This is a genomic window from Acinetobacter sp., from assembly GCF_036666595.1.
GTDB lineage: Bacteria > Pseudomonadota > Gammaproteobacteria > Pseudomonadales > Moraxellaceae > Acinetobacter.
Genome location: NZ_JAVWVO010000002.1, coordinates 387,675 through 401,901, shown reverse-complemented (window position 1 = coordinate 401,901; position 14,227 = coordinate 387,675). Strand labels below are relative to the sequence as shown.

Annotated in this window: 13 protein-coding genes; 3 read left to right on the top strand and 10 right to left on the bottom strand. The window is 42.3% G+C overall.

Annotated features, from left to right (window positions below; translation table 11 throughout):
* Window positions 1-38: 38 nt before the first annotated feature.
* On the bottom strand, window positions 39-815 hold the full coding sequence (locus RR876_RS05135; RefSeq protein ID WP_332476506.1) for a class II aldolase/adducin family protein: 777 nt from the start codon (window positions 813-815) through the stop codon (window positions 39-41).
* Window positions 816-980: 165 nt separating this feature from the next.
* Entirely contained in the window at window positions 981-1,805 is an 825-nt protein-coding gene (locus RR876_RS05130; protein WP_332476507.1) for an AraC family transcriptional regulator, read from the bottom strand.
* Window positions 1,806-1,872: 67 nt separating this feature from the next.
* Between RR876_RS05130 and RR876_RS05125 the strand changes: the two genes are divergently transcribed.
* Together RR876_RS05125 and RR876_RS05120 are read left to right on the top strand one after the other, a co-directional pair.
* Window positions 1,873-2,286, top strand: a complete 414-nt coding sequence (locus RR876_RS05125; protein ID WP_332476508.1) for a DUF962 domain-containing protein — start codon at window positions 1,873-1,875, stop codon at window positions 2,284-2,286.
* 424 nt (window positions 2,287-2,710) lie between these two features.
* Entirely contained in the window at window positions 2,711-3,952 is a 1,242-nt protein-coding gene (locus RR876_RS05120; RefSeq protein ID WP_332476509.1) for an outer membrane protein transport protein, read from the top strand.
* Between the two features lie 47 nt (window positions 3,953-3,999).
* Here RR876_RS05120 and RR876_RS05115 read toward each other — a convergent pair whose 3' ends face one another.
* Entirely contained in the window at window positions 4,000-5,163 is a 1,164-nt protein-coding gene (locus tag RR876_RS05115) for an alanine racemase (protein ID WP_332476510.1), read from the bottom strand.
* Between the two features lie 179 nt (window positions 5,164-5,342).
* Window positions 5,343-6,623, bottom strand: coding sequence for a D-arabinono-1,4-lactone oxidase (locus tag RR876_RS05110; RefSeq protein WP_332476511.1), 1,281 nt, complete (start codon window positions 6,621-6,623; stop codon window positions 5,343-5,345).
* A 156-nt stretch (window positions 6,624-6,779) separates the two neighbouring features.
* On the opposite strand from RR876_RS05110, the gene RR876_RS05105 reads away from it, so the two are divergent.
* Complete coding sequence (locus RR876_RS05105; RefSeq protein ID WP_332476512.1) at window positions 6,780-7,868, top strand: AraC family transcriptional regulator; 1,089 nt, start codon at window positions 6,780-6,782, stop codon at window positions 7,866-7,868.
* A gap of 76 nt (window positions 7,869-7,944) precedes the next feature.
* Here the strand turns inward: RR876_RS05105 and RR876_RS05100 are convergent, their stop codons facing one another.
* The 6 genes from RR876_RS05100 to RR876_RS05075 form a co-directional block, all read right to left on the bottom strand.
* A complete protein-coding gene (locus RR876_RS05100) occupies window positions 7,945-8,562 on the bottom strand; it encodes an ATP-binding cassette domain-containing protein (protein WP_332476513.1) in 618 nt (205 codons plus the stop codon).
* 4 nt (window positions 8,563-8,566) lie between these two features.
* Window positions 8,567-9,259: a molybdate ABC transporter permease subunit gene (gene modB, locus RR876_RS05095; protein WP_332476514.1), complete on the bottom strand. Its 693-nt coding sequence runs from the start codon at window positions 9,257-9,259 to the stop codon at window positions 8,567-8,569.
* Entirely contained in the window at window positions 9,259-10,017 is a 759-nt protein-coding gene (gene modA / locus RR876_RS05090) for a molybdate ABC transporter substrate-binding protein (RefSeq protein WP_332476515.1), read from the bottom strand. The genes modB and modA overlap by 1 nt, the downstream gene beginning before the upstream one ends.
* A gap of 267 nt (window positions 10,018-10,284) precedes the next feature.
* Window positions 10,285-10,635 carry a winged helix-turn-helix domain-containing protein gene (locus tag RR876_RS05085; RefSeq protein ID WP_332476516.1) on the bottom strand — a complete coding sequence of 117 codons (351 nt, stop codon included), beginning with the start codon at window positions 10,633-10,635 and terminating at the stop codon, window positions 10,285-10,287.
* A gap of 84 nt (window positions 10,636-10,719) precedes the next feature.
* Entirely contained in the window at window positions 10,720-11,520 is an 801-nt protein-coding gene (fdhD, locus tag RR876_RS05080) for a formate dehydrogenase accessory sulfurtransferase FdhD (RefSeq protein ID WP_332476517.1), read from the bottom strand.
* Between the two features lie 87 nt (window positions 11,521-11,607).
* Window positions 11,608-14,022, bottom strand: a complete 2,415-nt coding sequence (locus RR876_RS05075; RefSeq protein ID WP_332476518.1) for an FdhF/YdeP family oxidoreductase — start codon at window positions 14,020-14,022, stop codon at window positions 11,608-11,610.
* Between the last annotated feature and the right edge of the window lie 205 nt (window positions 14,023-14,227).

The following is a 14,227-nucleotide window of genomic DNA, read 5'->3' as shown; positions in this document are numbered from 1 at the left end:
TAAAAGCCTCTACTTCAATATCTTTCTAGTTGAATGGCTTATGAACAATACTCGTCGCGTTGATGCTCAATTAAAGAAAGCGCGGCATTCCATGCTTTCAGCATCACCATTTCAATCAATTCACTTTCAAACTGTTGAGCCGTATGTTGACGTACAGCTTCAGACGGAAGATGAAGCTCTGCTCCTCCCGCCATCGCCTTAATCTGCGCTTGGCATGCGCGTTCAAGGAAATAGATCTCGTGAAAAGCACGTTGAATTGAATCCCCTGTCGATAGCAAACCATGATTACGTAAAATCATGACTCGGTTGTGCCCCAAGTCTTTCACGAGACGCTCACGCTCTTCGGTCAATAACGCTACCCCTTCATATTCGTGATAGCTGACTTTGTTATAAAACTTTAAAGCATGCTGAGACAAAGGCAATAAACCCTGTTTTTGTGCAGACACTGCAATGCCATCTGCGGTATGCGTATGAATCACGCAGTGCACATCTTTGAGTGCATCATGGATCGCAGAGTGAATCACAAAACCTGCGGTATTGACCAATTTCCCCTGATCATAATCCGCAATAATATTGCCTGCATAATCAATTTTAACCAAATGCGAAGCCGTCATTTTTTCAAAGGGAATGCCATATTGATTAATCAGAAAATGACCGTCTTCGTCGGGTACGCGTAGACTAATATGCGTATCAATTAAATCGGTCATGCGGAAATGTGCAATTAGACGGTACAACCCCGCAAGCTGACAACGCGCATCCCATTCTTTCTCGGACACGACATCTTTTAGACTTTTCATCGCATGTAAACTGGTCATTTGTTATCCCTATTATCTCTATCCATAAAGTTGACATTGAGCTTGAAGGAAAAAGCTCAACCCTGCTTAAGTCCTTCTCTCAACATAAACTGATTCTTCGTAAAATAGCGAAACCTGTCTTGAATGATTCTGCTATTTCCGTGTGCTATCAAGCAACTTAACACGCTATGACCTAGATGGTGTTTTAATGGACTCATTCACGAAGATGGTTTTTCCTTTCAGCATAGAGGGTGCAAAATCAGCCATACTGCGTAGAGTCCGAGTGAAATGCGCCTGATCGGCAAAACCCGCTTCCAAGGCAATATCAATCAAACTCCGACCTGCTGCCCAGAGTTTGATGGCATAGCGGATACGCAACCAAAGAATGTAGCGCCGCATGGAAATCCCTAGTTGTTGGCTAAACAAGTGCATCAGCCTCGACTCAGACAGTCCCGTATATGCAGCAACCTGAGCTACTGTAGGAATCTGCTGAGGTAAGAGTTGTTGAATATAACGACAGGCTTGTAAAACGCGGGCATCCCATGGCAATACCTGCAACGGATTTGGGTTTAACGTCGACAGTAGTGCTAAGACCAATTGTTTAGCTTCATCAGGAGTGAGTTGCCCAGCGATCAACTTTTGAAACTGTGAATGAAACGCAGCGAGACAAGCGGCAGGTAAAGAACAAATTTGTTCGCCATTCAGCAATGGATACAAATGTCCATAAAGTGCATGATCAGGATCAATCATGAGCGCAAAATAAGGCTGATGTTCTGAATCAGTACTGTGCATCACATTGGGTGCCATCACCACAATATCGTGATAACGACGTACTTGGTCGTCTAAAGTGATCGCAAAAGGTGTTCCCAAGCCAATTTGTAAAAGTGCTGGAAAATGGGCATGGGCATTATTCAACTGCTCATGAGTCACATACAAAATGACACCATCCCAAGTGTAAATTTTACTTTGATGCACTAACCCTAAACTCCCATCCTTGCTTTGCGATAGCATATTCGTTCAAGACCATCTTTGGTTTGCTGTTTAAAACTACGCCTGATAAACACTAAAGGAGTAGGACATGTTACAGAATACCCAAACCCAAATTAAAAACAATATGCAAGATTTGGTGAATAATGCTCATCTTTCTTCTGCATTGGTTGCAAGCCCTGCTGTGCAAATTAAAGGAAGTGATGGTCGTTATAAAACCTTAAAAGAATTCTATCCCTTCTATCTTTCTCAACATGAAGACCCTACTTGTCGACGTTTACACTTTGTGGGAACCACCTGTGTGATCGGGATTACTGCGGCTGCAGCGATGACCAAAAATGCAAAACTACTCTGGGCTTTGCCTGTGGTGGGTTATGGATTTGCTTGGGTCGGTCATTTCTTTTTTGAACATAACAAACCAGCCACATTTACCTATCCGTTTTACAGTTTCGTTTGTGACTTTAAAATGTATAAAGATATTTTATTAAAACGCGTCGATTGGTAAATAAAAATGCGACTGTCTTATATATTTATAGGGCAGTCCGTTTGATCGAAATCTGACGATTAGTGCTAAGGTTATGCACCACAAACTCTCTATAAGAGCGACACTCCTTAATCACATCCAACCAAGCCATCTACTTAGGCTGCATCAACGTCACTATATACGGCGTCATCATCTACTCTAATGCAAGGCACTCATTTCTCACTGGCTCAATTTATAAAATAAGTCCTTACTTTTGACCGAAAATCCCCCCTTGAATGCTCAATTACAACCCTACTCTCCAATTCTTTTCAGTGATTAACTTGAGCTTGGACACCACTGTTTTAAAGGCTGAGTGACTTTTATCAAGTTACTCCACACTAAAACATAGTGCCAAGAAGACAAACAATAGCGATTACAAGTCAAAAAATTCTCAAGGACGATTTACATGAAACTCAGCCTATTGGTGATTGGCGTATTTGGAATATCCTCTTGCAGCTTGATCCATGCATCCGCTCTGGATCAATCCGGCCAGTCGATTCTGCCCTTTTTAGAAACAGGACATTATGCTGAAGCCAGCATTGCCAGCGTAGATCCAGACATTTCGGGGAAAATTCGCAACCGACCAGATTTAGTCAGTGATGTGACGAATCTCAATACTGGTAATATGGGAAATAGCTTTCAATATTACAACGCCGCCTTAAAACTACAGCTAACCGAAGACGTCAGTTTTGGCCTTTTGTACGATCAACCATTCGGTGCCGACATTCACTATCCGCTGCAATCCAATAATACATTTTCAGATAATGAGTTCAGCCAACAAGGCACTTCTGTAAACGTGGATACCCACAATATCAGTATGCTTCTCGGTATCAGTCCATTCATAAACTTTCAACTTTACGGCGGTGCAGTTTATCAATCGGTAGAAGGTGATGTCTCACTCCGAGGAAATGCCTATGGCCCTCTTTTTAATGGATATGATGCGAAATTTAAAGAAGACCATGCAGTGGGTTGGTTAACAGGTTTAAGTTATCAAAAGCCGGAGATTGCCTTAAAAGCAGCCATCACCTATCGTTCTAAAATCGATCATAAGCTGCAAGTCACGGAAACGGTCTTTGGTGAACCTTTAGAAGCTACACTTCCACAGAAAACAAAAATTTCTACGCCACAATCCGTCAATCTCGATATTCAAACAGGGATCGCTTCAAATACCCTCGCCTATGCCAATCTGCGCTGGGTTAACTGGAAAGAGTTTAAAATTCGCCCGACCCAGTTTGGTGCTTTGACCGAATACATCTCTTCGATCATCAGTGACGGTACTTATGTCGATGGCTTTGATTTAGACAGCTACCAGCACGATCAGTGGACAACAACACTAGGGATTGGACACCAATTCACCCCAAAATGGAGTGCATCAACAGAAATCAGCTGGGACTCTGGCACAGGTGATCCTGCATCTAATTTAAACCCAACAAAAGGCTCTTGGGGACTTGGTTTCGGTGCACAATTTAACCCTACACCCCATTACTTTATTGCAGGTGGAATCAAATATTTTTGGCTCGGTGATGTTGTTGCAGAAGATGGAACTTACCATCTGCCTATATCTGGTATTCAATCCACAGCAGAGCAAGCAGATTTTAAGAATAGTAGCGCCATCGCCTATGGTTTAAAAATGGGTTATCGATTCTAACTTTATGAAGTCCATAAAATAAAAGCCACCCGATTGAGTGGCTTTTATTATTCTCGAAAAGTTTGCCATGTTTCAAAAGCATGCTGTTTATACAGTTTTAATTCTGAAAACTGAGGAAGAATCGCTTCACTTTGTGTGGGTCTTAAAAACACAAAGTCATCCACTTGAATATCGCAATCCTTAGGAATATTGACCAACTCTTGATTACTGCTCCGCCCATACAATAGATGCGGACGGCACTGATGGGGATAAACATAATCCGCCAGCCAATAGCCACCATAAATAAACAGTGCTTTCGATTTATGCGGTAATTTATTCAATAAAGACATTGCAGGTAACTGTGCAAAAGGCAGAACTTTCAACACCGGAGTCGCAATCCATAATGCTGGCTGTAAAGGCTTCAATGATTCACTTTCAAAGTCGCTGGGTTTAAGCAGCATCGAACCAAAAGACAGATCATTACAAACGCTCTCTGAGACATGAAAAGTAAAAGTCGGACTACCCCCACCATTAAAACAAAGATCACTGTTCCAAAGTGCTGGAAACTGCATTTGAATGACCTTTTGATAATTTAAATAAATCTGCTGCGATTCTTGATAGGCCTGATCTGGATTTTTGATGATTGATGGTATTTTAGTGACATGTGCATCGTAGCCCATCAAGCCTGATAGTTTTAAATATTGTGGATATTTCTGAATCACGCTTAACATTTCAGCGAATTGCGTTTCAGACTGCACCCCACCCCGATGTAAACCCACATCAATTTCAATATTCACCTGCAGACTTATGGCATAGTCTTTGGCTATCTCTAAATATTGCAACAGCCGTTCTTTGGTATCGATTAACCATTGGATATTTGCCTTTGTCCACGCTGAGTTTTGTGCATAAAAAGCACGAGCTGCCTGGGCAGGCATGGGCTTCCCCAACAACAGATCAACTGCGGTGAAATTTTCTAATATCAACTGGATATGTGGCACATGAAAGACCATAAAACGCTGTGTATTCAATTTCTCCGACAGCAGCTGGAGTAAATCGAGGCTGGCCAACGATTTAACCACTAAACGCGGTTTTAACTGTTCCGCCTGAATGAGCTTCGTTTGAATATATTGGAGGTTCTGTTGTAATGCAGCGTCATCCACAATCAGTTGGGGTGTCGCAATCCCTTGTGTTTTCAAGTCTGAATTGAGTGTTTTAAAATAATGATCCAACATTCTTTTTGTCCTGTTCTGAATAAAAGCGGCCAACTTAAACCAGCTTACTAAGCGTATGACCTATTGCTAAAAGCCATGAACCTGAAATATGGTCAAGTCATGATCTGGCTTGCGCTTAACTAACCATCCTATCTATCACGTACAGCCTTACACTTTGGCCATATCCTACCCACCACTAATCATCCCAAAAACAACTGCTCTACATAAGGATTCAAAAACTTTCGCTCAGGGTCCAGCTGCTGACGCAATGCAAGAAAATCGTCCCACTTTGGATATAAACTTCGAAGCTGCGTTGCCGTCATACTGTGCATTTTTCCCCAATGGGGCCGTCCCTTATATTTCTGAAAAATAGGCTCCACAATATCAAAAATTAATCGTGGGTCTTGTTTATGATATTGATGTACCGATATCGAAATGGAGTCTTGCTGATAAAACGGGCTGATCCAAATATCATCCCCTTTGACAAAACGAAACTCGAGCGGAAAAAAAGTCGCAACCTTATGTTGTCGCAATGCCGCTAATACCTCTTCTAAGCAATCCAAACCGCCATCGACAGGAATCTGATACTCCATTTCATTAAATTTGGTATTACGTACTGTTGGAAATATTTTACTCGACCAATCCACAGCCGTTGTTGGTTTAACAAATGTTCCTAACAGTTTTTGCACATAAGGATTCAAGGACGGAACGTTTTTGATCAACTCAGAGCAGACCGTTAACAACGTATCCTCCGACGGATAGCTTTCTTTACGGGGTTGTGGCTCTTCATCTGTTTCATCTAAGGTTTTCAACATCAGTTTTTCAGCATGTGAAAAAACAAAACATTCAATATGTCGATGCTGATGCTTCCATTGCTGAATAAACTGCATCATGTCTGCTACTGTACAAAGCTGAATGTGTTCCTTCAGTTTAAAGCGCGGACGATTTTGCATGGTAATTTTGGTCAAAATACCCAAACTACCTAATGAAACACGTCCTGCCGCAAAGATTTCTGGATTTTCGGTGCGACTACAGTTGAGAATTTCACCTGAAGCAGTTAATAACTCAAAATCTTCCACATAAGCTGAAATACAGTGCAAATCTGCACCCGTACCATGTGTTCCTGTTGAGACAGCACCCGCAAGGCTCTGCTGGTCAATATCGCCTTGGTTCATTAAAGCTTGATTGATGGGTTCTAGATACTGATCCAAATTGTACAATCGAGTCCCTGCATAAAGACTGCACCGACTGTGCGCTGTATCAGATGAGGACACACCAGAAATTTGGTTCAATGACACCAAAGTCGCATTGGTACATACTAGGGGGGTAAAGGAATGTCCTGCCCCCACAACCCGTATTTTCGGGTGACTTTGTACAATATGCTGTAACTCCAATACATTGTCAGGGCGCAAAATGTGTTGTGGATGAGCCTGTTGAAACCCTGACCAGTTCGACCAGGTATATGTCTCTTGAGTTTTCATGGATGATTCACTCCACATTCGCACAGTAAATATACTTTACTCAGCTGACTCATTTGATTTTCTTGCTTTGTCCAATCCTTTGGCTTCATTTGGTTTTCCTTTCATCACTATGTGGAATTGATCTGCGCTTTGGCATATTGAAAGTTAAACAAAATTATGAGATACCCAAAAGGGTTGAATGATCGCTATTCAGGGGGGCAAAACGGACTTATGCCTAAACAGTCGAATTACACCGTTCATACACGGCAATATATCCCACCTACAATATTGGCTGGACTGCTGCATTATGCAGAACAGCAGCATTGGGATTACAGCACGTGGTTTCAGCATTCAGGTGTGAATATCAATCAAATCCAGCAAGCACATGGTTATGTGAGTTTTACTCAGTTATGTCATGTTATTCAGAATGCCTTGGTTTCGAGCCAGCAACCTAGCTTAGGCTTAAAAATTGGCAGTAGTGAAGGCTTGATTTCAATGGGTATTTTAGGTTTTGCCATGCAATCCTGTAAAACTGTAGCGGATGCCTTAGAGATTGCCCTGCGTTACCATCAAGTTTCGGGCAGTGTTTTAAACTTAAACTTTACAATTTCTGAGGAAAGCGTTGAATTAGAGTTCATCGAAAATATTACACCGACAAACCTCAAAATATTTTTCTGTGATGAACTGCTAAGTAGCATCATGGCCTGCCTCAATGCCATGCTAGGCGATCATCAAGATATTATTCAGTTAGAGCTGAGTTATTCTCCGACCACGGATCTTGCCGAATACCAAAAAATTATCCCCTGTCCGATTCGGTTTAATGCAGACAGAAATGTCATTCGATTTAAACGACGTATGCTAGAGCGCCCACTCAAAACTTATAGCCCTGCCAACTATGCAACTGCCATCCAGATTTGTGAACGTGCACAGCAAGAAATTGATCAGCTCAATGGTGCACAATATGCATACTTATTAGAACAGCTCATCAATCAGCACCTTCCTGTGCGCTTTGATATGCAACTCGCATCAGATTATTTACAAATGAGTGAGCGTCATCTTCGACGCTCCTTATTGCTAGAAGGCATTAGTTTTCAGCAAATTCGACAGACCGTGTTAGAGCGAAAAGCGAAACAGATGCTTGAAAATAATCTCTCCATTGGGGACATTAGCCAAGCTTTAGGTTTTAGTGAAGTACGTGAATTTCGTCGGGCATTTAAACGCTGGACAGGTCAAGCGCCATCTGTTTATAAAAATGGCACCGAATGATCCTAAGCTGATATGGAAGCCTTTTTTCTGTTTTAATTCGTTCTCTATTGAAAAGTTGAAGCTGAAATGTGTTCGATTAAAGCAACCAAACTGCTTCGGTCAGCTGCTTAATTTCATCTATATCATGGCTGACATACAACATCGGGATATGGGTTTCATGTTGGACGGTTTGAAAAAAAGGAAGGATTTCCTGTTTATGTGCAGCGTCTAACGCAGATAAGGGTTCATCTAATAATAATAAATTTGGCGAATACAACAGTGCCCGACCCAATGCAACTCGCTGCTTTTCACCACCTGAAAGCTTCGTCGGCATACGACTGAGTAAATGATTAAGTTTAAGCAGTTCAATAATATATTCAGGATCAAAACGTCGGCTTTCAGGCCGAATGCGCTTATAGCCAAACAATAAATTTTGCATCACCGTCATATGTGGAAACAGTTGTGCATCCTGAAAAACCAAACCAACATGACGTTGCTGTACATTTAAATTGATCTTATTTTCAGCATCGAACCATGTCTGATGATTGATTTTAATCCAGCCATTGACTGGAGTGTTGAGTCCTGCAATGGCATGCAAAATACTGGTTTTTCCTGAGCCTGACGCTCCAAATAAACCAACGACATGATGTTCAGATGAAAATGTCTGATCGAGTTTAAATTTGCCTAAATTTAACTGAATATGACAGTCAATCATCGTGTTAATGCCCCCGTTTGTTTTTCTGATAGCGATGGAACCACTGGGCAAACCATAAAGCCAAAAATGCCACAGTTAATGACAGAATAATCAGTCGCCAGACCGCCTGTTCTGTGTCGGGTTGCTGCATCAGGCTATACATGGCCAAGGGCAAGGTTCTGGTCTCCCCTGCAATATTACCGACAAAGGTAATGGTTGCGCCAAACTCGCCCAAACTGCGACAAAAACATAAAATCGCTCCCACCAATATGCCACTGCTAGCTAAAGGCAAAGTGACATAAAAAAAAGTGCCCAAGGAAGAAGCACCTAGCGTTTTCGCCGCCATTTCTAGCCGTTGATCCACCAACTCTATGGCCAAACGAATCGATTGAACCAAGAGTGGAAAGCCCATCACGGCTGAGGCCAAAACTGCGCCTTTCCAATTAAATGCAAAATTGAGTCCTAAAGGCTCAAGATACTTACCCAGTATCCCGTTTCCGCCAAAAACCTGTAACAACAAATATCCCGGCACCACAGGCGGCAGCACCAGAGGTAGAAAAATAAAGGTTTCAAATAAGGATTTGCCAAAAAACTCTTTACGTGCCAAAACCCAACCCACTACCAACGCAGGGATCAGGCTAAATGCCAAACAGGTTGCAGCCACTTGGCAGGATAACTTGAGTACCTCTATTTCTTCAGCCGATAAAGAAAACATCATCACTTAGCAGTAGATAAAACGGTAAAGCCATATTTTTTAAAGATTGCATGTGCTTGTTTACTTTGTACAAACTGATAAAACGCTAGCGCATCTGGATTATTTTTGACAAGACCTAAAGGATAAACAATCGGGGTATGGGTGCTGATAGGGAAAACGCCAACGACAGTGACATCTTTACTGATGGCAGCATCGGTTGCATAGACAATACCAAGCTGACATTCGCCACGCGCTACAAAGTTGAGCGCAGCCCTGACATCTTCAGTTTCAACCAATCTTGGTTCAAGTTTTGACCACCACCCCAATGCGGTCAGCGCCTGTTTCCCATATTTTCCTACAGGAACACTTTTGGTGTCACCTGTACAAAGCTTGCCCTGAAAGGCAGTAGAAGGATCAAAACTTTTATCCATTTTTATTTTGACGGGCTTAGCTTTGGGCGAAATCAGAACCAGACGATTACCCAATAAATTCACACGTTTATTCGGTACAATTAACTTTTTATTTTGCAGATAATTCATCCATTGTTCATCTGCCGAAATAAAAACATCCGCAGGTGCACCGGCTTCAATTTGCTTAGCCAAAGTCGACGACCCAGCATAAGAGGTTTTCACGTGTACTCTTTTTTGTTGTTCAAATATTGCATCGACATCTGCTATAGCATTGGTCAAGCTGGCTGCTGCATAAACGGTAATAGCTTGCTCTGCATGTACCTGTACCTGTACCCCAAGAGTCAAACCACAACATAACATCGCATATTGCATGCACTTATTCTTAAAATTGAGCGTCACCATGTTCCCCTTAAGCATTATAAATTGACCGATATGTTTTCAAAAATATATGGATACATAAGCAACGTCAATTCCAGAAACAGATTATTTATCGTTCAAGTTAAAGTGTTTGTATCTTAATCACGTGACTGATACTGCTCTTGCAATTTAGTCAGTAGAAATAAGAGCTTTGATAAACATAGGAAGCATATTCACGTAAGCAATTACTGGGTGCGAAAAGGATTCGCTGACCTGACTAGATTATTGTTTCAGGTGTTGAGCTAGTTCTGCAAAATCCTGCTCAATCGCAACACGTGCTTTTATTTCCATCTGTCTAAATTGACTTAAAATACTTTCGCCCAAGTCCGTGAGTTTTGCCCCACCCCCATGCGTTCCACCTTTTTGAGTTTCGACCAATCCTGACTGAAAGCTATGATTCATGGTTTCAACCAACTGCCATGCACGGCGGTAGCTCATATTCATACTTTTTGCAGCTTGAGAAATTGAGCCAGTACGTCGAATTTCTTCCAATAACTCGGCCTTACCTGGCCCAAAGGCAATGTCTTGATTGAGAAGTATTCTGAGCTGTAATTTTAATTTGACGTCCTGCATACATTCACTCAAATAAAGACCTGTCATCGACACAGATGACCTAAAGAAAAACCTTTTACTTTTTATACAGCAAAATTTTAAATATCAAGTATATAAAACAAAACCATTACCGCGGCAAAAACTCGCTAAGGTCAAACCTGACTGCTTTGCCATATTAATCGCCATACTGGTTGGAGCTGAAATACACGCCAGCAAGGCAATATTCAGTTGAGTACACTTACGAATCAACTCATAACTGGCGCGGCTGGTCATCACGACAAAACCTTGATTTACATCATAATGATGTTCTGCAATATAACCCAATAGTTTATCTAAAGCATTGTGTCGGCCCACATCTTCAAACAAAGCCACTATTTCCCCCGCTTGAACCCATGCAGCCGCATGTGCACCGCCCGTCATTTGGGTGATTTTTTGACGTGCTTTAAGTTGGGCAATGGCATGCGGAATTTGAGCCAACCATGACTCAGTAACTTGCGTGGTAATTTGAGGTAAATCCAAATGAAGCTGCTGTAAACTTTCAATTCCACAGAGCCCACAACCCGTGCGTCCAACCATCATCCGCCGATGTTGTTTGAGCGCCATAAAGGCCCGAGTAGAAATTTTCATTTCGACTTGAATCCCAAATTCCGTTTCGTGTATGTCTAAAGAATAAAGCTCTTTCAAACTCGTCAAAATACCTTCAGACAAGCTAAAACCTTTGGCAAAGACTTCAATATCTGCTGGCGTCGCCATCATGACTGCATGGGAAATCCCATTATAAACTAAGGCAATAGGATATTCTTGCACTACAAAATCAGATTGTTCAACAGCTCTATTTTCACTTAAACGTTGAATATCAACAGTTTCATACCCCAGAGAACTCAACTTAGACGCCCGAATATCCATAATAATTTTCCAACCTTCCCTAAACACTAAACCCTTCAATCATGAAAAAAATGACACCTCCAAATCAGGTGCCATTTCAGCATTAAATCAACTAACCTCTCGATTCACGATCTGATTGGCGTCTTCAGGATCAACCGCTTGTGCCAAGTTAAAATGTTCAGGTGCTTGGCCAACATGTAAAATCACAGGCACGCTTTTCGACGCAGGTATTTTGGCGTATTTATCATGGCTACTGAGCGCAACCAATGGATTGGTTTCCGGATAATAGGCTGCAAGGCTACCCCGTGGAATGTTATACGGTACGATACGGAAGCTTTGAACCACACGTTTAACACCATCCGAATAGATACTTTCGATATCCACCCATTGATCTGCAACAAAACCAGCCGCAGCGATATCTTCTGCATTCATAAACAAAACACGGCGCTGACCAAATACCCCACGATAACGGTCATCGAGTCCATACAAGGTTGTGTTGTATTGGTCATGAGAACGTGTAGTCATTAGGGTATAGACTTTTGCCCCTGTATATTGTTCAGCGTATTTATTCTCTTTATCAGCATACACTTCAGCCAACGGCGTAATTAAAAACTGTGCCTTGCCTGCTGGCGTATTCCACACATGCTGATTGGCTGGATGCTCTAAGTGAAAACCACCCAGCTGATAGACACGTGCATTGAAATCATGGAATTCATCAAATACGTCTTCAATCGAATCGCGAATACGGTCATAGCTTTCTACATACCATTTCCACTTGATATCACTCTCTGGCAAGACGGCTGCCGCCATACGTGCCACAATGTCAGGCTCTGAAAGTAGATTCTTAGAAGCAGGCTCATTACGCCCTGCTGAAAGATGCACATTACTCATGGAATCTTCAACGCTCACTGCCTGCGGCCCATGCTGTTGCATATCAACTTCGGTACGGCCCAAACAGGGTAAAAGTAATGCCTCTTTACCACAAACCAAATGGCTACGATTCAGCTTGGTTGCAATCTGTACCGTCAAATCACAACGACGTAAGCCTTCTTGTGTATACGGTGTATCTGGAGTGGCAACAGCAAAATTGCCGCCCAAACCAATAAAGACTTTTACATCACCTTCATACATCGCCTTAATGGTATCCACCACCCCAAAACCATGATGTCGTGGCGACTTAATGCCAAAAACTCGATCAATATTGTCGAGTAATTTAGGGCTTGGTAATTCATTAATCCCCATAGTTCGGTCGCCTTGCACATTACTGTGCCCGCGAATCGGAGCTAAACCTGCCCCTGGACGACCAATATGCCCTCTTGCCAACATTAAGTTCGCCAGCATATGTACATTCGCAGTCCCGTGTCGATGCTGTGTAATCCCCATGCCCCAACAGAAAATGGCCGTTTTGGCATCCAAATACATTTTAGATAAAGATTCTAAATGCTCAGGGCTAAGTCCCGTATGTGCATGAATATCGGACCACGCAGTACGATCCACTTCTTCCATCATGGCATCGAAACCAACCGTGTTCATCTCAATAAATGAACGATCAAATACGCTCTTTTTCCCGGCTGCCAGTGCTTCAATATCCCATTCACGTAGATGTTTTAGCATCCCGAACATGAGTGCATAGTCACCTCCCACATTGGGTTGAAAATAATAACGACTAATGGGCGTACTGCCATTGGTCATCATCTCAACAGGCGCTTGCGGATCTTGGAAACGTTCTAAACCACGTTCTTTTAAGGGGTTAATTGCAACAATATTGCCACCACGGCGCGACACTTCACGTAAAGTCCCCAACATCCGCGGATGGTTGGTGCCCGGATTATGCCCAAAACTGAAAATCGCATCGGCACTGTCAAAATCTTCCAAAGTGACTGTGCCCTTACCGAGTCCAATCGAATCCAATAATCCTACACTAGTGGTTTCATGGCACATATTGGAACAGTCTGGGAAGTTATTGGTTCCGTAAGCTCTGACAAAGAGTTGATACAGAAAAGCCGCTTCATTACTGGCACGACCCGAAGTATAAAATGCTGCTTGATCTGGATTATCCAAGGCATGTAAATGTTTTGCAATTAAGGCAAAAGCATCATCCCATGAGATGGGTACATATTTATCGGTTGCGCTGTCATAGCGCATTGGGTCGGTTAGGCGACCTGAATCCTCAAGCAAGAAATCACTTTGCTCAGACAGCCAGCTGACTGTATGGGTCGCAAAAAATTCAGGCGTAACACGTTTTGAAGTGGCTTCAAAGGCAACGGCTTTCGCACCATTTTCACAAAAGTTAAAGGCATGCGCATCTTTTTTTTCAGGCCATGCACAGCCTGGACAGTCGAAACCTGTGGGTTGGTTAATATTGAGAAGCGTAATCGCACCTTTTTTGAAAACTTCCTGTCTTTTCAAGTTTCTTGCAACACTTAATAATGCGCCCCAACCACCCGCAGGATTGGTATAAGGCTCTATTCGTGCATAGCTGGTTTCTTCATCGTCATGCTTTTTTTCTTCAGTGTTTTCCATCTCACCGCCCTCAATAATTGTCTTCGGTAAAAAGTTCTGCAATGATCAATTCACTGTTCGCTTTGCTCAAAGCATTTGCAAGCGATTTGGATTTCTCATCCCTTTTTTGTTGTCTATTTCTTATTCACCATGCCCGCATTTCTTGGCACAATTCCAAAAACACTTTTGATCAAAAATATCACCCTTTTGGCATGCAATTTCAATA